The following is a 26,554-nucleotide window of genomic DNA, read 5'->3' on the forward strand; positions in this document are numbered from 1 at the left end:
GATGAGCCAAACACAGAACTTGATGATTGGGGAGGGTTATACCACTACGCGTATTTTAGTTGCTCCACAAAACTTAAGCTCAGGCAAACTTGAACTGACGGTGATCCCAGGTTTATTGGGTGAGATTAAAATTGATTTAAGCGATGATATTCATACCCATGCAGGTCGTATTCAATTCAAACTGCTGTAGATGCGACCAAACAAGTCGGTCAAAGCAAAAATGACCGTGTGAATGCAATGGCAGCAGCCAATGCAGGCTTTAATGCATATAAAGCAGGACAGTCATTGGCTCAATTAAAAGATGCAGCGACGAGTGCCCAAAACTTGTCAGAGGCAGCGAATGTTAGTGCCAGTATTATGTATGGCAAACAAAAAGATACAAGTTTTAGTCACACTGAAAGTACCACAGGTGCATCGAGCCAAGTTTATGCAGGTGGATAAACCAATATTGTGGCGACAGGCGCAGGTGAGCAATCAAATATTAATATTATTGGATCAGATGTATTGGGTCAACAGGGCACCACTTTAATTGCAGACAATGACATTAATATCAAAGCCTTTGAGCAGAATAGTTCAGAAGAATCTGGAAATAAAAGTTCAGGCTGGAATGCGGGTGTTGCCATTAGTTACGGACAAAGTGGTTTTGCTTTTGGTGTGACGGCTGGTGGTAATTTAGGAAAAGGTTCAGGCAATGGAGAAGAAACCAGTTATTTGAATAGCCATGTGGGCTCTCAAGAGAGTCAAACAGTTATCAATAGTGGCAATGCGGCGAATATTATTGGTGGTCAGGTGCAAGGCAAAGGCATTGAACTGACTGCTAAAGAACTGAATATCGAAAGTCTGCAAGATAAAATAACCTATAAAGCCAAACAGGAAAATATTTCGGGTCAATTTACGATTGGTACCGGTGGGGGAAGTGCCTCAATCAGTGCAAGTAAATCAAATATTGATGCCAACTATGCATCGGTGAATGAGCAGTCTGGAATTTATGCAGGGGATGATGGTTATCAAATTAATGTTACAAATAATACTGATTTAAAAGGTGCCATTATTACTTCAACCCAAAAAGCAGAAGATGCTGGCAAGAATACACTGAGCACAGGAACACTTACCGCTTCAGACATCAAAAATGTGAGTGAATATGATACCAAAGGGATTGGTCTAAGTGGAAAGATGAGCGTTAGTGGTGAAAGTCTTGGTCAAAAGGCACCATCAAGAGATCAAGGAGTAGTACTTAACAATGAAGGAAATAAAGGATCAGGTAAATCGATTGGTTTTGGTTTAGATAGTGATTATGACAACAGTGTGACCAAGAGTGGTGTGAATACCAAAAACATTACGATTACAGAGGAACAAGGGCAACAAGCACTGACTGGTAAAACAGCAGAGCAGATGAAATCTGAAATCTATACGAATATCACTACAGACAATGCCAAAGAAAACAGTGGAGCGTTAAAGAACAACTTTGACAAAGACAAAGTTCAAAGTGAGATTAATTTACAAGTTTCAGTGACACAGCAATTTGATGCCAATCGTCAAGAAGCGAAGCAAGAAATCAATAAAAAGTTAGATAATATTAAAAAAGAATATGCTGATGTACTTGAAAAAGAAAAGAATAAGCAGACTTTAACTGTACAGGATCAAGAACAACTAAAAGTGTACTATCAAACGGTAGATAACTACCAAAAGCTTGGATTGGTTTTAGATACTGTTGCAGCAGCCCTCAGTCCAACAGCAAGTTATGAGATTGGACAGTACTTTAAAGGAAAAGATGCCGAAGGAAGTGCAGCCACATCCTTGCACATACCTTACTAGGTGCAGCCGTTGTCGCAGCTGGTGGCAATGATGCATTGACAGCAGGTTTATCTACCGGTGGTGCAGAAGCCTCAGCGCCAATCCTTGCGCAATATTTATATGGTAAGAAGCCAAGTGATTTAACTGCGGATGAAAAGGGAACGATCAGCTCAATTACAGGTTTAATTGCTTCGGGTGTTGGTGCAAGCACAGGAGATATTGGTTCGACAGTGCAAAGTGGGCAAGTAGCTCAGAATGCCGTGGAAAATAATAATATGGATATTCCACTTCCTGTTAACCAAGAGTGGGGAAAAGGAGCACAGTCATTAGCTGAAAATGTACATGGAAAAAATTATAGTAATGAAGATATTTTAAAAGCATTAGATAGTTATACACGTGGAACTTTGCTGGATAATGCAGATATTATTAAACATGGAGGTCAGGCATGGCTTAATCTTGTTGCAAGCGCTACTCCAGTATCTGGAGGATATAGAGTTTATCAAAGTGGAAAATGGATATTTATTTCATTATCACAGACTAGAAAATTAAATGAAATAGCCAAAGCTGTAGGATTCAATGGGGAAATTCGGTGGAATAGCAGGAATTGTTATTAATAATGGTTTAAATAGCGATCCTTTAACTAATAATATTATAAAATCGGGAGTTGTTGGGGCACTAATTCCAAAAAATAGCGGTCGAGCTGCAATTTCGTCTTCTGGAACAAATTCTAAAGTTGCAAATATCATTGTTGATATTAATTCTGCTGTAATAGGTATTGGAGCCGAAAAAATCCAAAAAGTAAAACCTAAAGATAATAATAATGTTTAAAAGAAATAATAAAAATGTTAATCATAATAAATATATGAATGGGCCTGATATTATCTATAGGTCAAGTGATATAATTGTACACATAATAATGACTATTTTAATGATGGTTGTATTTATTCTTTTATGTTTCTTTGTGTTTAGAGAAGGGGTTGATAACCTTCTTTTAAATGGTACTCTTAACATATTACTCTTGTTATTTACTGTGATAGAAGATTTTTTACTAGTGATATTTGGTTTTGCAATGATTTTCCCAATTTATATTAATGAATATGGAGCTTTATTTAGAACATTGTTTTTGAAAAAAAAGTTTTTAAACTAGAATGATGTAGAATATATCTACTTTATAAGGCAAGTTGATTACAGCTCTAATAATATCATGTATAGATGTATTATAAATAGCAGAAAAGAATTAAAATTATCTTGGAGTATTGAGGTTCAAAAATGATGATTATCATGAAATACTCAATACTATTGATTTTTATGTAAAAAAGCACAATATTAAAATTCGTTTTAAAGATTAAGAATTTAACTTTAATAGTGAATTAAAAGAAATACATAAAAAATTGGATTTTTCAAATTAATTTGAAGGGTTTTAAAATTAAAATAAGGAGTGTTGTAAAAATTATGATTAAGTTTAATTTTAAGCGAAGGGAATTTCATTAAATAAGAGTCAGCTAAATGGCGAGAAGGATGCATATGCAAGGTATAGAGGCAATCTGCCAATGTGCAAAAAATCCTAAACAACCTGGATAATAAGTATGGTTAAGATTATATTAATAAATTATGTAATGGGGAAAGATCGTAAAACGATTATAATTTCTTAACTATTATTTTTATTTTCTTATTAATAAAATGAATTGTAATATCTAAAACTCTTAACTTTAATGAGGACGCTTTATATCTAATAATATCCTATATTACCTTCGTTGTTTCAATATATAATGGTTCGCCTATAGGGTATCCATAATTTAATTCGGACTCTAATTCTTTTGATATTTTTATGAGATTTTTTTTATTAGTTATGACATTAGCAATATTCATATATTTTGCATATAAGTTGTATTAGTTTAAATATTTAAATAGTGAATTTTCGAATAAGTAATAAATTCGTTCATTAGGGGTTTTATTTAATTAATAAATTAAAAATTCCTAAAATTAACATAATACACTTATACAAAGATGGATTGTTGGAACCCATTTAAAGTGTCTATTTAGATACTGATATAATTTGTGATAAAGGTAATGTACTGTGCGAAAATGATGTCAAAGACAACCTAGTAACAAATACTCAGGGAAATTAAACTTTTATAGGCAATAAGAGCTATCCAACATTTCAATCAATATTAGATGCTGATCCAAATATATGACCATTTTTGGACATATTTGGTTCAACAGGCGGCTTTCAACTAATTAAAGGAGGATGGTATTTACTCAAAGGGAGTGTGATTCCTTACGAATCTGGTAGTTGGTCTGATATGTTCGTTAAATCATTTGCAGGTACTCATGATTTTATTGGTGGGAAAATATGGGGATGGTATGGTAAAGATGGAAATACGTTAATAAAAATAAAAAAAATTCAAAAAGTATGCTTCTGAGGCTACGACAATAGTGGCTATACATTCAACATATTATGCGGATTTTCTACATTTAAAGGGCTGGGGGTAAGGGTTACTAATGATATTCATTGGTCTGATTTATGTTTTTTATATGATGGAACACTTAATTTAATTCGAAAAACTACTGCAATAAAAATCAATTTAGCACATGACGCAGCAATTAAACTGTTAATATTAAAGTAAAAAAGGCATTTAAATTTTGCATGTTTTAAAACAGTAGGGTTGTATTATCATGAATTAAAATTGAATGGAGTTCCCATTTAAATCTAGGATCAAAAGATTTTGATAAATACTGCTCAGAATAGTTCGCTCTATCCAGATTTGATTCTATAAAACATCTGAGAATGATGTTTGGAAGTGGATTGAAAAATTCTGAATAAGAAGGGTTTTCTATAGATTTAGTCTGATTTGATAAAAATGTGATAGAAGTATTTTGAGGAATTCTATATTTTTCCATATTGCTCATGAATTAGCATTAATCTAATAATCGAGTATGAAATGCTAGTATGTCAATTAATTGTCGAAGTAGTGTAGAGTGTTGACTAAAGATAAGTATTTATTAAGATACTGTTAATTAAAACTAATTAGAAAGAAAGATGTTGAATGATATTTTACCCATTTTAGATAAATTTGGTAGTAAAACTCAAAATCGAGCAATTCATATTACATTTAATAACTTATCACTTAACAAAAAAGTAGTCTTGCAACGAATTGATGGTTATCAACGTATTAACGAAGGGCAGTCAGCAGAATTAATCTGCTTATCCACAGATCCTTATATAGAATTGAAGCAGTTTATTGGATGTCAAGTTGCTATAGACCAAGTGACAGATCAAGGCCAATTATTTAGAACTACAGGAATTATTACTGGAGCGTGTCAAGGACAGTCTGATGGCGCACTGTCACTTTTTAGACTAACTTTACAAGATTCAACAGCACTTTGGCATAAACGTAGAAATAGTCGTGTTTTTATGAATAAGAGTGCAATTGAAATTATTGAAACTGTTTTTAAAGAATGGCAAGACAAAAGTAAATTATTTGCTTCAAGTTTGCAGCTAGATTTAAGTGGTTTAAATCACACTTATGATGTAAGACCTTTTTCAATGCAATCGAATGAGTCAGATTATGAATATTTGACCAGATTAATGCGTGAAGAGTCAATTAATTGGTTGATTGATGAGACAGATTCTTTTGTCCAGAATAATGAAGAAAAAATTGAACCTCAAAAATTACGTTTAGTTGATCATAATGATCAGTTTTCAGCTTTAACTCGAAGAATAATTCGCTATCATCGTTCCAATGCTACCGAACAAAAAGACAGTATTATAAGTTTTGTTGCACAGCGACAATTACAACCTACGGCAATTCACGTACAACGTTGGCAAGCTGACCTTCTTTCTCAAGAAGAAGGGAGTGGTAGTGTATTGAGTGTGCATAAACAAAGTGCTCAACATGACAACATAAGTTTAAGCTTAGAACAATCATGGAATATATCACCTGCTTGGATTCGAGATTTAAACGGAGAGGATCAAGCTACAGCTGCCAGCAATAGCCAACTTGAAAAATTAAATAAACAACTGAACCAATATCAATCACTACAATCTAAGTATTTCACAGTTTGTAGTAGTGTTCGTGATATTCAAGTAGGGTACTGGTTTCAAATGATAGGCCATCCTGAGATTGACAAGAATCATAGTGGCAGTGATCAAGAATTTTTAGTTATATCTAAACATTATTATAATCAAAATAACTTTCCTAAAGAGATACAAAACCAAGTTGAAAAACTGTTGCATTTAAACCATTGGGAAAGAAATAACGATCGTAAAGAAGAACGTCAAGCCAATCAATTTGTGGTGATTAGACGTAGTATTGATTTTGTTCCAGAATATGATCCTTTAAAGCATCGTCCAATGGCTTATGTACAACGTGCTAAAGTAGTAAGTGATGGCGAAGAAATCTATGTTGATGAATGGGGGCGAATCAAAGTACGCTTTTTATTTACTCGAACTGACGATCATGGTCATGATGGTGGAGCAGGAAGTAATGACAATGATACTGATTCGGCTTGGGTAGATGTACTAACACCTTGGGCGGGTGAAGGTTATGGGGCACGTTTCTTACCGCGTAAAGATGAAATAGTCGTTATTGATTTCTTTGATGGTAATATTGACCGCCCCTTTGTGACTGGACGCATTCATGAAGCGCAACGCAATCCAACTAAATTTGATATTAAAGGACAATTACCTAATACCAAAAAGCTTAGTGGTATTCGCTCTAAAGAGGTCGGTGGTGATGGTTTTAACCAACTTCGTTTTGATGATACGACAGATCAGATTAGTGCACAGCTACAGAGTAGTCATGGCGCAACACAGCTTAATTTGGGACATTTAAGTCACCCGAAAGAACAAGCAGAAAGTGATGGTCGTGGAGAGGGCTTTGAATTAAGATCAGACCGATGGGGAGCTATTCGAGCACCACAAGGAATATTAATTACCACTGAATCAGCTAATAATGCATCTGGGCATCAGCTTGATCGAATGGAAATTCAGAAAGAGCTTGAAATTAATAAAAAGACGAATGAGTCGATGGTTGAATTAACAAAAGGGCATTTAACCGCTGAGCCTGAATTAGATTTACAAGAAAATATTTTAGCAGCATTACCCAATTGGAATGATTCAGAAGAAACACCATATATATTATTAAATGCGAAAGATTCAATTGTATTGAATACCATGCAAGGTATTGTCTCTCAAGCAAAAAATCATATTGAAATGATGACACCTCGTAATATTCAATTATTTTCAGGGCGTCAAATTTTAGCAAATGCACTTGATAAAATTAGCTTATTTGCTAAAGCAGCAGGAATAAAAATTAAGGCAGGTGCAGGCGATGTGGAGATAGAGGCACAAGATGCCAATATGAAACTTGCTTCAAAAAATTTAATGCATATGTATGCCTTAAATGACTATGTCAAAGTTGAGAGTGGTAAAGGTATTTTACTTGCTTCAGGTGGTGGGTATATCAAAATTGCGGATGGAAATATTGATATTGTTTGTCCTGGGGTTATCTCTTTAAAAGCTGGTCAAATTAAAACAATGTCTGGAAGTACTTTAAGTACAGACTTAGCTCAAATGCCAGAAATGCAGATGGATTATAATGAACAATTTGTTGTTCGCAATCGTATTGGTAAAGCCATGCCAAATATGAAATATCGTATAAAAACAGAAGATGGCAAAGTGATAGAAGGCATTACGGATGCTGAAGGAAAAACAGAAGAAGTCACGTCTTTATCAATGAATAAGGCAATAATTACATTATTAGGATATGCCGATGAATAAATTACTCACTGCTTTAGCCTTAACAGGATGTATCTTTAATATCAGTTGTACATCTACTGCACAATCGCAAGTACAAAATACAGGTAAAAATATGATCAATTTAGAAAAAACTAGGCCCTATTGTATTGGTCGTTATGTGGTTGATATTCCAGTAGAAGCAAAGCCTCTAAAGCGGTTTGATCAATATGATTCATTTATTATCAAAGTGATTGATAATGCGACGCGTCAAGATTTTGATGCAGCAGTGCAAAAAAGGAAAAAAGAGTATTCTGAGTATGATTGGTTTATTACAGAAGACCCCGCTGAACAAAAAAATACAGGTCGATTGACTAAAACACTAAAAGGTAAAAAATCTAAAGATCAAGGAAGTCCTTTTACTGTATTTGGGTTCATTTTAGATAAAAATACTTTATTTTTAATTGAAGGAAATCATAGTGATACTCCAAGATTTACAAAAGAAAGCAATGAAGCGATGCAACATTTAATTAAAGACCTACGCTACCGTGCTGAGAATGAAATTCCAAAAGAAAATGGGCAATGTATTTATCAAGGATTTATTAAAGATAATGATAAAATTTTTAGGTATAGTGAACAAAGCTTAGGCTTTGATTTTGAAAAATACCCTACTTTGGTTTTACGTTTTAAAAGCGAAACTACTTTTGATGTAGTAACGCCACTTATTCCAAGAATTGAACAAAATTTAAAAAAGGCAGGCTTAGGGCGTTTAATAGCTCCTGCTACAATTCGTAAAGGTGAAAAGAATACACAACATTTAACCGGACAAGAATGGATTTCTGTACAAAAAATGACAGGTAAAAATGGTATTAGTGCAGTTTGGGAACATGTGGGAACCACAAGAAAAAACCAAGATCCTTTGATCGAGTTTGAAACAGATACAGGTTACGAAACTCAGGAAAATAAATCGGCTAGCCTGGCGCAGGTAGATGCATTAAAGCTTTATGAGTCTATTTTAAAAACGATCCGTAAATTCTAAGAGAAAGATCATGTCCAATAATAGCTATACGCATGATGCATATGAAAAAATCCAACAACATGGAAGATTAAGTTACATTTCTCAGACCACGCCAGATAGTGTGAATACAGAATGTGAAGTTCCTGCTCCGATTAAATATGTGGTACCCATTATTTTTATTCCAGGAATTATGGGGTCGAATCTAAAGAATGATAACAAAGAAAAAGTTTGGTATCCGAAAATATCTCTTTCAACCATCCGAAAATATAGTATTCGTGATGCGAAAGAACGACAAATAGCATTGAACCCTGAAGCAACACAAGTTGGGTATGATGGGGACATCAAGCTAAATAAAAAGATGATTTCCGATATAACGGAAGATCTTGCTCGTGCACGTGGTTGGGGCTCGGTCATTCCTGTTGGGTACCCGAATGTTTTGATGTATTTAGAAAGTCAATTGAATCAGCCTTTTAAAACGATCAAGGAACAGAAGGAAGGAGAGTTTAAAGGAACCAGTGAGTGGGAAAAAATTGTTTCACCTGGCAATAAGCAGACTCAAAAATTATTGGATAAATGGTTAAGCTCTCAAGTAACTGAACTATTAAAGGTAGAACAGCATGAATCCTTAGCAGATTATACATTTCCTGTTTTTGCCTGTGGATATAACTGGCTACAAAGCAATAGGTTATCTGCAGATAATGTTGCGGATCGTATGAATAATGAGATCATGGCGCAAATTAAAAAAGAGCATCCTACTGCAAAATTTAAGAAGTTTATTGTAGTGACTCATTCTATGGGAGGATTGGTTACCCGAGCTTTAATTCAAAATGACAAAGTTAAAGATAAAATTGCAGGCGTGGTACATGGTGTGATGCCTGCGAGTGGCGCACCTGCGGTCTATCAACGTATTACAGTGGGATGGGATGGTTGGAAAGCATCTACAGGTATTAAAAATAGCATTACAGCTTGGATCACCAAATTTATGTTTGGAGATACATCAGAACGACTGACTGCCACATTAGCCAGTGCACCTGGCGGTTTGGAGTTATTACCTTTTTCAAATTATCTAAATCCTGATAATTCAGGTAATACAAAGGCGTGGTTAACTATTAAAGCCAACACTCCAAATGGTGAAATTACAGCTACTTTGCCGAAAACAAATGATCCTTATACTGAAATATATAAAAGAAAAAATACATGGTGGGCCATGATGAACCCTGATTTTATTGATCCTGCTGGATTAATGAAAAAGGAAGCTGAGAAAAAAAAATTACAGGACATTTTTGATGTTTATCGTGAAAATATAGATATTGTTAATAAATTACATAAACACATTGCAGATTCATATCATGAAAATAGTTATGCACATTATGGATCAGATACGAATTTTAAGTCATATGGTCAGGTTGTTTGGCGTTGTAAAGAAACATTAAATATTAAGAGTGAAAATGAATTAATTGAGTTAATGAACTTATATGGAAAGAAAAAATTAATTCAATTGCCGAATATTCAACCCCAAACGAAAGAGCGTGATGAAACTCAATTTGAAAAAAATGAAACCGATGTCATTGTAAAGGATTCTAAAACCTACAATTTAAATGATAATGCATATAAAAAAGATGGTGTTAGAGAAATTATTTTAGATGAGAAGTCAGGTATTTCTAAAACACATAAAGCAACTTTTTATTTAGATATTAAACCCACTTCACCTGGCGACGGCACCGTATGTTATCAATCTGGACAAGATGTTAAGGCTGTAAATCGGAATTTAAAAAATACTTTTATTATTAATGGTTATGAACATGCGAGTAGTTATGATAATGATGATGTTCAATTGAATACACTTTATTGTATTGCTAAAATTTTTAGTGAAATGAAAAAAGATTAAAGTTGACAATAATGAGGTAAAACCAGTGATGGTGATTGAAATAAATTGGGCTTTAATGGGTATTATGATTTAGAGTATTATTTTATCTATATGGTTATGAATGATTTAGGTTTTCAGTATCTTCATTGAGATATTTGATCATGAATTTTTTAGGTGAATATTTCATTACTTTTTTAAACATCGTAATAAATGAACTTTCTGAGACATATCCTAGTTTATTTGCGATATATGTAATGTTATTACGATCATTTAGCATTTGTAATGCAAGGATGATATGTAATCGTCTACGCCAATCATGAATAGAAAGAGAAGTTTCTCTTTTAAATATCCGAGTTAAACTACGTTCACTCATATGACATTGTTCTGCACATTTTACTAAACTAATTTTTAAATCTGGTTGATGTAATAATGTATCAGTCAAAACTTTTAAACGTTTATCAGTTGGTAAAGGAAGATAAAGTTCTTGTGGAGGCGCATGACAAATTTCATCTATTAATACCGATATTAAACGAGAGTCTGGACTGTTCGATGAATAGTTTTGATTCATTGTTTCAGCGCGTTTTAATAATTGAGTAAATAAATCATTGGTATGAATGATTTGACAATTATGGTGAGATAGTTGTTCTTCTGAAGTGAAAACAATGTAGCAAGTTGAAATGCCGATTCCCGTTGCTGAATGCTGCATATTGGCAGGAATCCAAATCGCGGTTTTAGGTGGAATAATCCAAATACCGATGTCTGTCGATAGCGTAATTAGACCTGAAATGGTTGCCATGAGTTGACCAGATGCATGGTGATGAACGCCTAACTCCCAATCAGGTGTAATAGGGGCAACTTTGATGACATTAACCGCCTGTTTGGGCTGATTAAGTGGGTGAATATCAGTTAAGTTTTTGACAATCATAGTTTAAATTAAGTAATTGCGTTACAAGGCGATCTAATTCATTTTGATGGCTGACAATATGCATAGGATAACCTGAAAAGGTGATATACATTTTAGAAAAATGTTCCATTTTTACTCTTTGTTCTGAGTCTTGTTCAAGATGAATCAGTGCCAGAATATATTTCGATAGTGTTTGTCGATTGGCTTTTACCCAAGTTACTATTTTTTTACGTGATTCGTAATCTTGCTCATTTTCTGCTTCATCAAAAGAACCTTCGCTTATAAATAGAAATTTTTGACGTTTTGCTAATAGTGCATCAAATTTTGCCAATACATCTTCAACAGATTGCTTATCTGTAGATTTATAACTGATGGTAATGATTGGAAACTCAGTTTTATCGGTAATATACATCGAATATACTCTATAAATGATAATGATTCTTTTTTATTTTAGTGTAATATCCGTCTAAATTATTTTTATAATGCGCCATAACATTTATCATTTCAGCCATTTGACTTCAGAAAATGTCATAATTTGGATATTTTGTAGCAAACGATTCTTTTAATTTTTGTATTTGATGTGGATTGTTTAAATTTTGAATTCAGTAATCCAACGATAATAATTCATTACCGAATTCAAAATTAAAGTTGATGAATAAGTGAAAACTTAAATGATATTTTTTAGAAATTATATTGAATGCCAAAAACTGCCATATTTTTTTGATGGGCTGCCGCTCGATTTTCTCCACCAATAATATATTTTATCCAAGCATTGATATTCTCATTAATGACTGGATGTGAAAGTTGAATTGAAGCATGTCGAAAGACAAAATGTTTTGGTGTATTGTCTACTGGTCGATATTGGGTTTTTCCATCTTGTGTGTAATAGTTTAGACCCGTTGATAAATCAAGTATAAATTTTTGAGCTAAAGGTTGATTATAATTAAGTTCGACATAGGTATCGCCTTTATTCATATAAAATACATCATTTAAATAGGTTTCAACAAAAATACCGACTGAATTACCTGTCTTCTTATTGATCGGATGGCTTAAACGAACCCGTGATGCAAGACCCGTCGAGTTTTTACCGCCAGGATAGTAAAATGTTGTTAAATTAATATCATAATGTAAATCTTGATATTTATTATTATACCCCACTAAAAACAAGTTTTCGTAATAGTCTGGTGCTGGAGCAGGTTCTCCAGTTTGTAATGCTTTAACCGAAGTATCTAATTTTGAACCCCACCATGCGCTATAAAAACCTTTATAACTCGCATTTAAAAAAGCTTGTAGCGTAGCATTGTCATTTTCTGGGTTGTTGGTTGAGCCTTTAGAGACATATGCAGATACAGCTCGAATATAGCCATTAATTTTGATGTCATCGTTTGTATCTGCTTGAGCATTTGCTGTAAAAAATACCATTGAAGATAATGCAGCCATTAAAATAGTAGGTTTTCCAAAACCATTCATTAAAATTTCCTTTTACATTTGAAAGATAATTAGGGCGATTTAAATTATTTCTGAACATTTACATTTTTGGATTCAGGTAAAAACACCAAAGCAACTAAACTGAGAATACTAATACCAACGACATACCATGCTGGAGCCATTGGGCTGTCAGTCATTGCAATTAGCCATGTCACTATGAATTGTGTGGTGCCACCAAAAATTGCAGTTCCAAAAGCGTAAACTAAAGACAAACCTGTACTTCGAACAGCAATCGGTAAAAGTTCTGGAATTTGTACAAGACCTGCAGTTGCAAACATTGCAGTACATGAGGCAACAATTGCATTTACTGTAAAAAGTGTTAGTAAGCTAGGAGCATTACTCATCCATGTGAAGATAGGAATAACCAATAGCATTAAGACAATTCGCGGCAGAATGTTAACGACTTTACGACCAAATCGATCGCTTAATATGCCGCCAATAAGGGCAGATATAAAAGTCATGATGCCACCAACTAAAACACTTCCTTGAGCTATAGGAGCAGAAAGTTTTAGAACCTGAACCGCGTAACTCACCATGTAATTACCAATTTGAGAAGCAACGCCAATTGATGAGAATAAAAGAATACCTAAAATCAAAACCTTTTTATGTTCACGAAATACTGTACTGACAATTTCAGAACTAGAATGTTCATCTTTATTTTCATGTGTTTCAGGCAAAGTGCGACGAATATAAATTGCAATAGGAATAAGTACTAAACTCAAAAGAAAAGGAACTCTCCAACCCCAATCTGCGAGCTGTTCAGTGGTTAAATTAATTGAAAGAAGTACACCAAATGTTCCACCCACGGCGACTGCAAGTCCTTGACTAGCAATTTGCCAACTTGAGTAAAACCCTCGTTTTTTTGCTGGTGCAGCTTCAATTAATAAGGAGGTTGCAGGGCCAATTTCACCACCAAGGGCTAATCCTTGCATCAGACGGCAAATGACAACAATAATAGGCGCAATAATTCCTATACTTTCATAGCTTGGGGTAATGGCTAAACCTAATGTACCAACGGTAATTAATCCAACAGTTAATATCATGGCAGGTTTTCGACCTGCACGATCTGCGAAAGAGCCAATTAAAATTCCACCTAGTGGTCGGGCAAAAAAACCGACACCAAATGTGGCAACTGCTGCCATTAGGCTTCCGTACTCTCCTGTCACTGGAAAGAATGCTTTGCCGATATATACAGCAAAATATGCGTATATGACGAAATCGTAAAATTCTAGCGCATTCCCAGTAACAGCAGCAGCAACAGCTTTTTTGCTAATGGGTGGGGTTTCAGACAAATTGGTTGAAACCTGTGTTTGTTCAGAGGAAGAAGACATTGATATTACCTTCATATGGTATGGATAAATCACTTTAAATATTCATTTAAAGTACTTAAGACATAACTGAATTTAGTGGGATGAGAGGTTTTATCTCACACCATGTGTTAAAAATATTTGATGAACCATTCCATGGTTTATTGTGAGTGTTTGTTAATTAATTAAGACAGATATGACTCATGTTGATTAAGCATCATTATTTTTTAAGCCACTTAGTGCTTGTAATGTCGCTTTATGAGCCTGTTTCCAAATCTGATTTTTCCATTCAGGATCATCAGGATAGAAAGTGTCTTTCAAATTCTTACGAATTTCATTTCCTTGAACGGTATCAAACTGTTTATAGCGGTAAGCCCAATGATCTGCTCGAAGTGTATTGATCATTTTATCTAGCGGATAAGTACCGTATTCAAGACAAATACCGATGTGTTCTGCATGAGCACATTCTTCTGTTAAGGCAATTTGAATTGGTCCAGTCATTGGAATACTGGTTGAACTTCCTGTATGGACACTTGTGATTTCACCCCACCAGTTTTGAGCTTTTTTAAAGACATTAGAGTCAAAACTTGCGAAAATTTTTTCACCTAGACCATAAGGACCTAGACCAGTGTGAATATCTATAGATGCAATGAGTGGAACATTTGGCGTGTATTTTTTTAAAATATGTCGGATGGTCGTATTACTCCAAGTGGGTGAAAACCCTCCAAAATACATCCCATCTGGAAAATGGTGCTGACCTAAAGTGATTGCATATTGAAGAGACTTTTCACCATGAATAACTTGATAATGATTGAGTTGTTCATCTTGTTCAAAAGGATAAATAGGAGGAAGAAGGGCATTATGAATCTTACTGTATTCTTTATTTTCAGGAAGATTTTCAGCAAAATTAATAAAATTTCGATTTAGATCAACATTATCTTCATTGACCCGACGTAAGTGGGAAAATCCATAAGGGTTAACTGCATGTATGTATAAAATAGCGATATCATGAGGAAGGTTTAGCGTTGAGGACAGTAATCCAGTTTGAATAGCAGAACCTGTAAAACCTTCTACACCATGTACGCCACTGAGAATAATTAATAATTTAGAAGCATTTACCTCTCCTTCATAAACGACATCGATTGCTAACTCTTCCTGATTAATTCCTTTAAACGGTGAAATATAATGATCAATTGCAAGATGTCTTTTTTTTGCTGCGGATAGAAATTTATTTCTTGATTCAATATAGCTTTCGCTAAATAGATTCAAAATTTCAACACTATTCATTGTCGTATTTTCCTGAAAACTCTATTGATCTAATTTCAAACGTTGACGCATTCTGTGACGGCATGCCTCACCAAATGCTTTAAATATGTTTCGTGAAAGTTCATGATCATGAACTCGCATTTCAGGATGCCATTGCACGGCTAAGGCGAAGCTTTTCGCCTTTTTAATTGAAAATGCTTCGACCAAACCATCTGGAGCAATCGCTTCAACAACTAAACCATCGCCAAGTTTCTCAATACCTTGGTGATGAAGTGAATTTACATTGGTATATTTTGAAGAGTGAAGCTGAGAGAGAATGCCACCTGGAACGATCTCAATAGCATGATTGTCTTCATACCATTGTTGAATGGGCCTTGCACGATCACCTTCACGATGGTCGATTGCTTCAGAACGTTCATAAACAGCAGTATTAAGTGTTCCTCCCCATGCGACATTTATTTCTTGCAGACCTCGACAAATTGCAAGTATTGGAATTTCTGCCTCTATTAATTTGCAAAGAAGGGGGAGAATTGTTTGATCACGATTTGGGTCAAGTAGAGGATCATTCTCTTTGGGAATACCACCATAATAAATAGGAGAAACATTCGATGGACTTCCCGTGAGTAAAATACCATCAATATTGGCAATTAAACTTGGATAATCAATTGATTCTGGGTCAGAAGGTAGTGACATTGGGAGTGCATTTGCAGTATTGGCTACAGCTTCGACATAACCAAAAAATAATGAATAAGCACGATGTCCGTATCGTTCTATGCAGTCTGTTGAAATAGCAACAAGAGGCTTAATCTCTCTTTCTTGATGTAATACTTTATTCATAAAAATCTGCTAGGCGGTTAAGGATTACGCTGAGAAGTGTATAAATAAGATTGACTGATGTAAATTGCATTATTAATTGTGATATATTGCAATTTTTGCAATTAAAATAAATGTGTCATGAATATTAGACAGTTACAACATTTTCTTCAGGTGATGGAAACGGGTTCACTGAGTCTTGCAGCAGAAAAAGTATATTTAAGTGAGTCGGCTTTATCTCGTAGTTTGCGCGCTTTAGAAGATGAGCTTCGTGTTCCTTTATTTGATCGTAGTAATCGACGTTTACAACCAACGGCTTATGCATTTGAATATTTAGAGCGTGCCAAGAGAATTGTATTTGATGAACGTGAAGGGGCACGTGCATTAACAATGATGAAATTAGGAGATTATGGATCGTTAAAAATTGGGCTAGGATCATCTCTTGCAATGGATTTTTTATCTCCCATGATTAAGACCATGCTTAAAGAAAGCCCGAATATACGAATACAAGCTTTAGTTCAAAGCTCAGATATTCTTTTAGAAGAGTTATTGAAAGAAAAGTTAGACTTTTTTATTGGTGATGTAAAGTTGGTTGCAGGAATTGGAGAAATATCAGTAGAACCGTTATATAATTGTGATGTTGCTTGGTTTGCTAGAAAAGATCATCCATTGGCATGTAAAAAAAATATTACAATTAAAGATATTCAAAAGTATCCAATGATTGGATCTGGTTATATGAATGATAGTCATGCATGGACAATGTCTAGACTATATGATTTATCATTGCCAATAGAAAATCATTTTTCTGCGAGCATTAATAATCTAGAAACCGTTCATAAATTAATCGTTGCAACAGATGCAATTGCACCATCAACATTTATTGCAATGCTTCACCTTCTTCGTTCCGGTGAGGTCGTAAAAATTGATGTTTGCCCAGAATTAAAATTAGATATGGTCTTGGGTGTTATTCGTTTATCACTTCGAACGCTTGTACCTTCTGTAGAGAAAGTTTTTGATTTACTTCGAGAATATTTTATAAAGGTTGATACAGAAATTAAAGAGTTTTCTTCTTCATAATTCAAAAGAGGATGTGATGTCTTCTTAATCAGCGGTTACAATGTTTAAACTTAAATAAGTAATGCGGTGAGTAACATATTTGGAAATTTCCATCTCAATTATTTTATTTAACCTTGATAAAAAAGACGGGAATACATGGTTGTAAGTTATGTTTTGGATCAATACTTAAATGAGGAGCAATCGCTTCTGGTATTGAGTATTACGGCTTAACTAAATAAAAAAATATAGCGAAAATGAACTATAGTTTACATTCACGCTATTCTTATACAGAAAATATTAGCAGTTTTTAATCAATATAATTAGATATTTCTATTAAGTTATCATCTGGATCTCGAATATATACAGACATTATATTGCCCATAGCACCTGTACGTTGAATAGGTCCTTCTTCAATTTTGATCTCTAAATCATGGAGGTGTTGAATAACCACATCTAATGGTGTTTTTGCTATAAAACATAAGTCAGCAGAGCCTTTTGTGGGAAATTTAGCCTTAGGTTCAAATTCATTTCCAGCTTGATGCAAATTAATTTTTTGCTGTCCAAACTGTAGTGCTTTACGATCATTTTTAAAAGAAACGACCTTGAAATTTAGAACGCTATTATAGAAGTTACATGATTTCTCTATATCAGAAACTGTTAAAACTAAATGATCTAAATGTGAAATTTCCATATTAACTCTCAAAATATTTGAAGTCATTGAACAGTTGATTTATCAAATAATTTAATTGATTTTAAACAGGCTTACTGTTTTCAATTCGTTAAAAATTAAGATATAAACCATTTAATTTTATTTTTAAATAATGTAGAGATTATCATTGAGCATATCGCTAAAATTGTTATGGATAGATGGAAAGTACTTCATTATCAATAACTGTAAGCTGTGAGCCAATTTTTAAATGCTGTGCTATAGATTTGGCTTATTTAATTTATACAAAGTAAAGTATGTAAATTGTATATACAAGGAAAATTGACGGATTTAACAATGAAAAAAGTGATTCCTTTTGTTTGTGATGTAAATTGTTCAGGTATACAAGAATGGATATCTGTGTTGCAAAAGGCGATGCCTGAGCTACAAATTATCTTACTGGATGAACTTGACGAAGCAACACGTGCAACATGTGACGTAGCAATTGTTGCCAATCCAAATCCGAATGATTTGAAAAAACTGATCAATCTTAAATGGGTTCATAGTGTGTGGGCGGGTGTTGAACGGCTTGTGAATGACTTACATGATCAACATGAGATTAAGGTTGTAAGATTAGTTGATCCACAGTTATCGAAGACCATGGCAGAAGCTGTTCTTGCGTGGACTTTATATTTGCACCGTGACATGCCACGATATGCAAAACAGCAACGAAATAAAATATGGTTGGATCATGACTATATTCCAGCCGAAGAAAAAACGATTTCTATTTTGGGATTAGGTGCATTAGGCACTCTTTCGGCAAAGAAATTAAGAACTGCTGGGTTTAATGTATCTGGATGGAGTAGAACGCTAAAAAGTATTCCAGAAATAACTTGCTATGCTGGAGAGCAAGGTTTATCTGAAATGCTAGAAACGACCAATATCTTAATTTGTTTATTGCCATTGACACCTCAAACTAAAGAAATCGTGAGTCATCACTTATTAAAAAAACTTCCGAAAAATTCGTCGATTATTAATTTTAGTCGCGGATCAATTATTGATGATATTGCTTTACGTGAAGCACTGGATCAACGGCATTTAGCACATGCGGTATTAGACGTTTTTGATCAAGAACCGTTACCTTCAAATTCATGGCATTGGAGTCATGAGCATGTCACGGTTTTACCCCATATATCCGCACCGACAAATCGTAAAACTGCATCAATCATTGTTGCCCATAATATTCAAAAATATCGTGATACGGGCATTATTCCTTCTTTTGTGAATCGAGAAATTGGTTATTAATGAGGATGGTAATGGCTTGCATTTATTTTTAAAGCTAAAGTCTCAACAATAAAGGTAGATTGCATTTTTAGGCAATAGTTATCTCAAATGGCTAGGTCGTCTATTTGATAGATTGATCTGGAATAATGCAATAAAACAGACATTTTGAAGTGTCTGTAACCACAAAAAATGGGTGATAACTTCTATTCGATGTATTCTCAACGTACATTGTGCTTTGATTGCTAGATTATGATTACTTCTTAAGTAGCGACCATAGTTGTGATTATAAATGAATGATAAAAATATCGCATTGGGACTGTACGAAATAAAACAAGAATGGCAATTAGAGGTGTTGGAAAAACAACTTTTTTGTTGGAATTTAAAATGGAAAACCAACAATTAAATTAATAAATTTTATAAGTAATTGAAATAAATGATAAATTAATTTGGCATGATTACTGCTAAATATGGATATGAAATTTTAAAAGATAAGGAAAATTCATGTCCGTTGTTATTGATGAAGTTGAAGAAATTCAAGAAACTCATTCAGGGTTATCTCATATTTGGATTACTAGATGTCCAGTACCAACAGCAACAGGTATTTCATTAAAGCGTGGGACGTTAAGAAAAAAATTTGAACACCAAGGGATTGATATTGAAGTTCTGCAAGATGCCAATAAAGGACTTTCAATTCATCATTTTGACCATAAATTACCAGCTTTATTCCGTGAAGGTGGCAATGTTCCAGCATTGGCAGCACTTTCAGAAGGGGCACCAAGTCGTTTAATTGGATTGACGTGGATTGATGAATGGCAAGTATTAATTGTACGCCCAGACTCAAATATTAGTCATCCTGAACATTTGAAAGGTGTAAGAGTTGCTTTACCAGAATATGCAGAAAAACGTGCAGGAAGTATTTTCCGCGCCATGTCATTACAAGGCATTCGCGGTGCTTTACAGTTAGCAAACTTAAGTTTTAGAGATGTTAAATTTGTTGAAGTACCTGAGCGTGCTGAATCTGTGAATAAAGAAATCAGACGTGATGCAAGCTCATATTGGTCAGGTTTAGATGCACTCTTAACAGGTGACGTTGATGCAGTATATGTAAAAGGTGCATCTGCAGTTGAAGCAGCAACTAAACGTGGTTTAAAAGTCGGAATTGATCTTGATCAATTTGAAGACTTCACTTCACGTGTAAACAATGGTACTCCACGTCCAATTACAGTCCATAAAGATTTACTTAAAGATCATTTTGAAATTGTGGTTGATTTCTTAGAAGAATTATTTGATACCGCAGACTGGGCATCTGAAAATTTAGATGAAGTATTAAATATTTTACAAGATGAAACGATTGCAGGTGCAGAAAGTGTTGCAACAGCTTATCGCAATGATTTTCATAAATCCTTACATCCGTCTTTAAGCCATGATCGTTTAGAACTATTAAAACAACAAAAAGATTTTCTTTGGTTACACGGCTTTTTAGAGCGAGATATTGATCTCGATGCTTGGATAGATGACGGTCCATTACAAGAAGTACTAAAACGCCGTAAAAATAAAGCAATTTAATAGAAATAGGAATTAAACCATGACTGCAATTATTCAAACATCACTTTCAAGTGAACTCACAGATTTTATTGAAGAACATAGAAAAATAGCGGAGTTTGCATTTGAAGTTTTTCGTAATACTTCGACCATTACTGCAAATGGGACAGTGAATTTCGTTGAACGTGGACCTGAAAACACGTTGGTTACGTTTAACTATGCAGGACCTTGGTCTCCAGAACGAAAAAGTAAAGTGCTGGTTGAAACATTAGAGGGAGAAGTACTCTCTGGTCGTAAGGGGGCAGGTGGTCGCTACAATAAATTATTTCGTGAACATGCTGATGTGACGACGATTTCACATGTACATGCACCAAATTTAGGGGCATGGGCGCAAACACATCGGACTTTGCCAATTCGTTATGTTCCAGTACAGCGCTTTCATTTATTTAAAGAATTGCCTGTTTATATTGATCGTCGTCAAGCGGAAGTTGATTTCATTTTAGATCAGCTACGTATTGATAGTGATTACCGCGCCATTTTAGAAGCCAATGGTGGTGCAACAGTTTGGGGGCGTAAGGGGTTACAAGAGACTGCTGAATTTATTTTATTGCTTGAAGAAGGTGCACAAATTCAGCTTTTGGCGGAATTGATTGGTGGAAGTCGTGAATACGGTCAAGGTGTATTACATCAACAATGGAAAATGAGTGGATTAACAGATAAAGCGAAAGCATTGGGTTTATTACCACAAAGCGAATAAACGCAAATCGATTTAGGCATTCAAAAGTAAAGATGTAGAGAGAATTATGGCTGTAAAACTTTTGTGGTATTTAACATCTCCAGATGGTCCTTATCCATGGTTAGAAAATGGACGTTGGGATACGGATTATGAACATTTAAAGCAAGTTGCTATTACAGCAGATCGGGTGGGATTTTATGGCTCACTCATGGGTACAAGTGAATATGAAACACTAGCTGTTGCAGCAAGTCTTATTCCGTTCACAGAGCGATTAAAATTTTTAGTGGCTCAACATCCAGGAGAAGTTCAGCCTGCTGTCTTAGCAAAATATGCACAAACCTTTGATGCATTTTCCAAAGGGCGATTGTTATTTAATGTTGTGAATGGAAATGACAGAGGTTTGGCTGCTTTAGGTATTCATTACAGCCATGATGAACGTTATGACTTTAGTAAAGAATATTGGACTGCGTTCCAACAAAATTACCTAGGCGATACTTCTGGGTTTGAAGGGAAGTTTGTAAAAATTTCACCTCGTCAAGAAAGTGCTTCTCCGATGGGGAAATGGCGAGGTCCGACCCAAAGTAAAGGAATTGAGTTATGGGGGGCAGGGACGTCAGACAAGGGTGTTGAACATTCTGTAGCACTATTAGATGTCTATCTTAGCTTTGCCAATACCCCCCCACTTTTGGGCGCTAAATTTAAAAAAGTTGCAGAAAAGGCAGCGGAAGTGGGTAGAACACTTGAGTTTGGTACTCGCTTACAAATTATTGTGAGAGAAACAGAAGAAGAAGCTTGGCAATATGCTCAATCTTTATTAGACAAACTTGATGTGAACTATGCAATTGAAGCAGTAAAACGTCAGTTACCAGCAGGTGAAAGCTTTGAAACGTACCAAAGTCCTCATCCACAAGTGCAAAGAAACTTGGAATTATTAAGACAAGGCATTTTACCCAAAGCGAAAGATTTTGAAATTTATCCAAATGTGTGGACAGGTCCGTCTTTGTTTGGGTTTGATATTTTAAATCCTGCTGCAGGAACCGCTTTAGTCGGTAGTGCTGAAAAGATTGCTGAACGTATTAAAGAATATGAAAGTTATGGTGTGTCAGCATTTATTTTATCTGGCTTTCCTTTAATTAGTGAAGTTTATCGTGTGGCAGATTTACTGTTCCCATTACTTGACTTAGATCATGGTTTTGAATTGCCCAATCTGAAGAATAAATCAGATTCAGGTATTTCTCATCAGACTAAAACAGTCGCTTAAGAGGAAGTTCATGACACAACATTCAGCTCGTTCAATTGGGTTCAAGCACTCTCTGGTTACGATGTTCGTCCAAAGGATTGAAACTGGTTTATTTCGACAATTTATGAATGATCAGCCCAATTTTTTTTGTACGTGCTGGATGCTGTGGCTTCAACAGAGCTTTTGGAAACACACCATAAATACGCACATGCAAACGAGTCAATTTAAATCTTCAGATGCAAATCTGTGGCTAAACATCTAAACCAGCAATGAGATGGTAACAATGAGCAAAATTACACGTAGAGAATTATTTAAACATACTGGTTTAGGTTTAGGAACAATTGCGGCTGCAAGTTTAATCGGCTGTTCTCGTTCAGATGCACCTGCAGAACCTTCGGCAAATCAATCAGCTCAGGATCATGAACCTCAAAAAGGTGGTGTGATTAAAATTGGTGTGATTAATGGGAATCAAGCAGGAAATTTAGACGCGCATAAACCCATTGGAATGTCTAGTGCATTTCGTGGATGGCCTCTATATGCAAAACTTTGGGAATGGGGTCGTGATATTCAGCCACAATTGGCTTTGGCTGAATTTGCTGAACCGAATGCAGATGGAACCAAATGGACCATTCGACTAAAGAAAGGCTTAGAATTTCATCACGGTAAGACGATTACAGCAGATGACGTTATTTTCTCGGTACGTCGCCTCACAGATCCTCAGCTTGCATCTCCATTTGCAGCCTATTTATATTCTTTACAACGAGATTCAATTAAAAAACTTGATGAGTACACCATTGAAATTCCATTTGCACAGGACAAAGGCTTAGTTGCATTACCTGAAGCATGGATGAGTTGGGGAGGAATTGTTCCAACAGATTATGATCCTGTAACGAATATTGTTGGTGCAGGTCCTTTCAAACTTGAAAGTTTTACTCCAGGACAACGTTCTCGATTTGTCCGTTTTGAAAATTATTGGAAACCGAACCAACCGTATGCAGATGCGATTGAGGTAATTGATTTCAAAGATCAAACAGGTAGATTGGCGGCATTACAATCTGGACAAATTGATATTGCAACAGGAATCCTTGCAGAACATTTACCCCTGATTCAAAAAAATTCGCAATTGAATGTTGTGGCATCTGAAACTGATGCTTGGCAATCATTTGATATGAATACTAAAAAACCACCATTTAATGATGTACGTGTACGCCAAGCTTTCCGATTGATTGCTAATCGTGATGATTTGGTTAAACGTGCTTTGGTGGGGCAGGGACGTGTTGCAAATGATCTTTATTCATTTAGCGATCCTGTTTATAACCATGATATTGAACAGCGTAAACAAGATTTAGATCAGGCAAAAGTATTATTAAAACAAGCAGGTTTTGACAATAATTTAAAGGTTGATCTTTATACAGGTCCAGACAGTAATGCGGCTTTAGTTTTTGCCCAACATGCAGCGCAAGCTGGTGTACTTGTCAATGTACGTCAGGTAGAGGCAGCAACATTTGCCGATGCAGTGAAACAAGACTGGGCATTTAGTACTGGTTCTGGTGTTTCACGTCCATTTTTATTAACGGTACTTCAAGTGGATGGGCCAGATGCTGCAAATAATAAAACACGATTTAAAAATGAGCGTTTTTCTGAATTAGTACATGCTTCATTGCAACAGGCAGATCTAGAAAAACGGAAGAAATTGGTTCATGAAGCTCAGAAAATTCAACATGAAGAAGGTGGTTTACTTTTGTGGGGCTTTAGCAATGTATTAGATGCACACTCTAATAAAATTGGTGGAATTACCCCTGATCAGACAGGATTTTCAGGATGGCGTACCGATGGGTTTTGGCGCAGAGGGTAAGGTATGACATCTCATACGAGTGAAATAGATAAGTCGATTGAACAAAAATCTGCAATGAAAAATTTTGAAATACCCGCTTGGTTACCGTGGTTTTTGACACGGTTAGCACTAGGTGTATTGGTTGTGTTTGTGATTACATTGATTGTATTTATCGCGACACAAGCATTACCATCAGATCCTGCAAGAGTCATTTTGGGACCAGAAGCGCCAGATGAAACAGTTCAATTGCTAAGAGAACAGTTGGGTTTAACTCAACCGATTTTATTACAATATTGGCATTGGCTGAGTCAGTTATTTCAGGGCAATTTTGGCATTTCGATTGATTCACATGTTCCAGTTGCACAAATAATTGGTAACTTTTTTGGCAATACGATTGCATTAACTTGTTTAGTCCTTGTGATTACTATCCCTGTTTCTGTGGTATTGGGTGTGTGGTTAGCATTACATCGAGACAGCATCTTAGATCGAGTTGTTGTATCAACCTCAATTTTATTTAAAGCTGTACCAGGCTTTGTATTGGCAATATGGTTGATGATGTTTTTTTCAACATCGGTATTTCATATTTTACCTGCAGCGTCCTTATTAATTCCTGGTCAATCTCCGTTTACTCAACTGGAATTTCTAATCTTACCTGTGATGACCTTATCGTTGTCACTGATCCCTTATTTAATGCGATTGGTGCGTGGCTCAATGATTGATGCATTGGAGTCTGATTATGTTACTGCGGCAAGAATGAGAGGAATTCCAGAGCGAAGAATTATTTGGCGTCATGTGCTCCCTAATGCCTTAGTTCCAGTGATTCAAGGTACCGCATTAAGCACACGTGTTTTATTGAGTGGTGCGTTGATTATTGAAGTGGTATTTAGTTATCCAGGCATTGGAAATGCTCTAAATGCAGCAATTGAAATGCGTGATATTCCAACAATTCAAGCCATTGTCCTGCTTTTAACGATTTGTGTGGTTGTCATTAATCTAATTGCTGACTTAATCACCACATTATTAACGCCTAAAATTAGAACGACGAAAAAGCATAAAGCACGTTCACCAGGGCGTCGTCATGCCTTAAGTTTATGGAAGACGGGTCGTCCTATTACAGTTAAACCTGTAGATCGTCGTAATGCATTAAAAAATGTAAATAAAGGAGATGTTAAATGAATGCACTCCCAGAAAATAAGCATACATTTTTAAAACTTTTATTGCGTGAACGCCAAATCCGTTTCGGTTTCATTGTCACCATTTTAGTTTTAGTTTTTGCATTAATTGGACCAAGTATTGCACCTTTTGAGCCAACTGCATTAGTGGGTACAACATATGGTCAACCAGAAGGTCAGTCTTTATTAGGCTATGACTACATTGGTCACGATGTTTGGTCACGTGTTTTAACAGGTGGTACATCTGTGATTTGGATGACGCTTACTTCTAGTTTAATTGCGCTCATTATTGGTTCGAGTTTAGGAATTTTATCTGCATTTGCCCGAAATAAAGTAGATCAGTTTGTGACTTGGTTAACCGATGTATTCATGGCCTTTCCAGATTTAATTCTGGTACTTCTCATCGTTTCTATGTTGGGTCGTCAACCGTGGTTAATTGTATTAACCGTTTCAATTGCCTTTATTCCAGGGGTAGTACGTTTATCACGTAGTGTTGCTTTAAATATTGTTGAACAAGAATATGTTGAACAAGCAAAAATTTTAGGATATTCAAAGCCATATATTCTATTTTATGAAATTTTACCCAATATGCTTACTCCACTTCTCATTCATTTAGGGGTGATGCTGACTTGGGCAGTTGGAATGCTCGCTGGACTTGCATTTTTAGGTTATGGCGTTGCTCCACCGATAGCAGATTGGGGATTAATGATTAATGAAAATCGAGCAGGATTATTTATTCAGCCTTGGGCCGTATTTGCACCTGTTATTTTGATTGCTTTGTTTGCACTTGGAACCAATGTACTGGCTGAAGGTGTGGGACGAGCAGCCGCACGTATTGAGGAAAAGTAAA

The 26,554-nt window shown here is 35.2% G+C and carries 22 protein-coding genes and 1 pseudogene; 16 read left to right on the top strand and 7 right to left on the bottom strand.

Annotated features, from left to right (window positions below):
- The first annotated feature begins 22 nt into the window (after positions 1–22).
- From B9T31_RS13250 to B9T31_RS13295, 7 genes and pseudogenes are all read left to right on the top strand, one after another.
- On the top strand, positions 23–190 hold the full coding sequence (locus tag B9T31_RS13250; RefSeq protein WP_265733387.1) for a POTRA domain-containing protein: 168 nt from the start codon (positions 23–25) through the stop codon (positions 188–190).
- Positions 172–2,078: pseudogene (locus B9T31_RS18070) on the top strand (hemagglutinin repeat-containing protein); the annotation flags it as partial. The gene B9T31_RS13250 and the pseudogene B9T31_RS18070, both read left to right, overlap by 19 nt.
- 292 nt (positions 2,079–2,370) lie before the next feature.
- Complete coding sequence (locus B9T31_RS13270) at positions 2,371–2,622, top strand: hypothetical protein (protein ID WP_086182423.1); 252 nt, start codon at positions 2,371–2,373, stop codon at positions 2,620–2,622.
- Positions 2,623–3,995: 1,373 nt separating this feature from the next.
- On the top strand, positions 3,996–4,217 hold the full coding sequence (locus B9T31_RS13280; RefSeq protein WP_086182425.1) for a hypothetical protein: 222 nt from the start codon (positions 3,996–3,998) through the stop codon (positions 4,215–4,217).
- A gap of 617 nt (positions 4,218–4,834) precedes the next feature.
- The gene (locus tag B9T31_RS13285; protein ID WP_086182426.1) at positions 4,835–7,576 is read left to right on the top strand and encodes a type VI secretion system Vgr family protein; all 2,742 of its coding nucleotides are present in this window, start codon (positions 4,835–4,837) and stop codon (positions 7,574–7,576) included.
- The gene (locus tag B9T31_RS13290) at positions 7,569–8,570 is read left to right on the top strand and encodes a T6SS immunity protein Tli4 family protein (RefSeq protein ID WP_086182427.1); all 1,002 of its coding nucleotides are present in this window, start codon (positions 7,569–7,571) and stop codon (positions 8,568–8,570) included. Before B9T31_RS13285 ends, B9T31_RS13290 begins: the two co-directional genes overlap by 8 nt.
- 10 nt (positions 8,571–8,580) lie before the next feature.
- Positions 8,581–10,437: a lipase family alpha/beta hydrolase gene (locus B9T31_RS13295; protein ID WP_086182428.1), complete on the top strand. Its 1,857-nt coding sequence runs from the start codon at positions 8,581–8,583 to the stop codon at positions 10,435–10,437.
- A 94-nt stretch (positions 10,438–10,531) separates the two neighbouring features.
- On the opposite strand, the gene B9T31_RS13300 is transcribed toward B9T31_RS13295, so the two are convergent.
- The 6 genes from B9T31_RS13300 to B9T31_RS13325 all read right to left on the bottom strand — a co-directional run bounded on the left by B9T31_RS13300 (position 10,532) and on the right by B9T31_RS13325 (position 16,218).
- Positions 10,532–11,341 carry an AraC family transcriptional regulator gene (locus B9T31_RS13300; protein ID WP_086182429.1) on the bottom strand — a complete coding sequence of 270 codons (810 nt, stop codon included), beginning with the start codon at positions 11,339–11,341 and terminating at the stop codon, positions 10,532–10,534.
- Positions 11,319–11,732 (bottom strand): hypothetical protein, encoded by a 414-nt coding sequence (locus B9T31_RS13305; protein ID WP_086182430.1) that lies wholly within the window; start codon positions 11,730–11,732, stop codon positions 11,319–11,321. Before B9T31_RS13305 ends, B9T31_RS13300 begins: the two co-directional genes overlap by 23 nt.
- 269 nt (positions 11,733–12,001) lie before the next feature.
- On the bottom strand, positions 12,002–12,790 hold the full coding sequence (locus tag B9T31_RS13310) for a TorF family putative porin (protein ID WP_086182431.1): 789 nt from the start codon (positions 12,788–12,790) through the stop codon (positions 12,002–12,004).
- A 44-nt stretch (positions 12,791–12,834) separates the two neighbouring features.
- The gene (locus B9T31_RS13315; protein WP_171264760.1) at positions 12,835–14,139 is read right to left on the bottom strand and encodes an MFS transporter; all 1,305 of its coding nucleotides are present in this window, start codon (positions 14,137–14,139) and stop codon (positions 12,835–12,837) included.
- Positions 14,140–14,325: 186 nt separating this feature from the next.
- On the bottom strand, positions 14,326–15,402 hold the full coding sequence (locus tag B9T31_RS13320) for a M14 family metallopeptidase (RefSeq protein WP_086182433.1): 1,077 nt from the start codon (positions 15,400–15,402) through the stop codon (positions 14,326–14,328).
- A gap of 21 nt (positions 15,403–15,423) precedes the next feature.
- Positions 15,424–16,218: a gamma-glutamyl-gamma-aminobutyrate hydrolase family protein gene (locus B9T31_RS13325; protein ID WP_086182434.1), complete on the bottom strand. Its 795-nt coding sequence runs from the start codon at positions 16,216–16,218 to the stop codon at positions 15,424–15,426.
- A 117-nt stretch (positions 16,219–16,335) separates the two neighbouring features.
- On the opposite strand from B9T31_RS13325, the gene B9T31_RS13330 reads away from it, so the two are divergent.
- Positions 16,336–17,271 (top strand): LysR family transcriptional regulator, encoded by a 936-nt coding sequence (locus B9T31_RS13330; protein ID WP_086182435.1) that lies wholly within the window; start codon positions 16,336–16,338, stop codon positions 17,269–17,271.
- Between the two features lie 286 nt (positions 17,272–17,557).
- Here B9T31_RS13330 and B9T31_RS13335 read toward each other — a convergent pair whose 3' ends face one another.
- A complete protein-coding gene (locus B9T31_RS13335) occupies positions 17,558–17,941 on the bottom strand; it encodes a VOC family protein (protein ID WP_086182436.1) in 384 nt (127 codons plus the stop codon).
- Between the two features lie 312 nt (positions 17,942–18,253).
- Here B9T31_RS13335 and B9T31_RS13340 point away from each other — a divergent pair, with 312 nt between their 5' ends.
- From B9T31_RS13340 to B9T31_RS13375, 8 genes are all read left to right on the top strand, one after another.
- Positions 18,254–19,201, top strand: a complete 948-nt coding sequence (locus B9T31_RS13340) for a 2-hydroxyacid dehydrogenase (RefSeq protein ID WP_086182437.1) — start codon at positions 18,254–18,256, stop codon at positions 19,199–19,201.
- A 480-nt stretch (positions 19,202–19,681) separates the two neighbouring features.
- Entirely contained in the window at positions 19,682–20,746 is a 1,065-nt protein-coding gene (locus B9T31_RS13345; protein ID WP_086182438.1) for an ABC transporter substrate-binding protein, read from the top strand.
- Between the two features lie 19 nt (positions 20,747–20,765).
- Positions 20,766–21,479, top strand: a complete 714-nt coding sequence (locus B9T31_RS13350; protein WP_086182439.1) for a class II aldolase/adducin family protein — start codon at positions 20,766–20,768, stop codon at positions 21,477–21,479.
- Between the two features lie 46 nt (positions 21,480–21,525).
- The gene (locus B9T31_RS13355; protein ID WP_086182440.1) at positions 21,526–22,719 is read left to right on the top strand and encodes an LLM class flavin-dependent oxidoreductase; all 1,194 of its coding nucleotides are present in this window, start codon (positions 21,526–21,528) and stop codon (positions 22,717–22,719) included.
- Positions 22,720–22,729: 10 nt separating this feature from the next.
- Positions 22,730–22,960, top strand: a complete 231-nt coding sequence (locus B9T31_RS13360) for a hypothetical protein (protein WP_086182441.1) — start codon at positions 22,730–22,732, stop codon at positions 22,958–22,960.
- 21 nt (positions 22,961–22,981) lie between these two features.
- Positions 22,982–24,553 carry an ABC transporter substrate-binding protein gene (locus B9T31_RS13365; RefSeq protein WP_086182442.1) on the top strand — a complete coding sequence of 524 codons (1,572 nt, stop codon included), beginning with the start codon at positions 22,982–22,984 and terminating at the stop codon, positions 24,551–24,553.
- Positions 24,554–24,556: 3 nt separating this feature from the next.
- Positions 24,557–25,708: an ABC transporter permease gene (locus B9T31_RS13370; RefSeq protein WP_086182443.1), complete on the top strand. Its 1,152-nt coding sequence runs from the start codon at positions 24,557–24,559 to the stop codon at positions 25,706–25,708.
- A complete protein-coding gene (locus tag B9T31_RS13375) occupies positions 25,705–26,553 on the top strand; it encodes an ABC transporter permease (protein WP_086182444.1) in 849 nt (282 codons plus the stop codon). Before B9T31_RS13370 ends, B9T31_RS13375 begins: the two co-directional genes overlap by 4 nt.
- Position 26,554: the final 1 nt, after the last annotated feature.

The organism is Acinetobacter sp. ANC 4558 (genome assembly GCF_002135375.1).
GTDB lineage: Bacteria > Pseudomonadota > Gammaproteobacteria > Pseudomonadales > Moraxellaceae > Acinetobacter.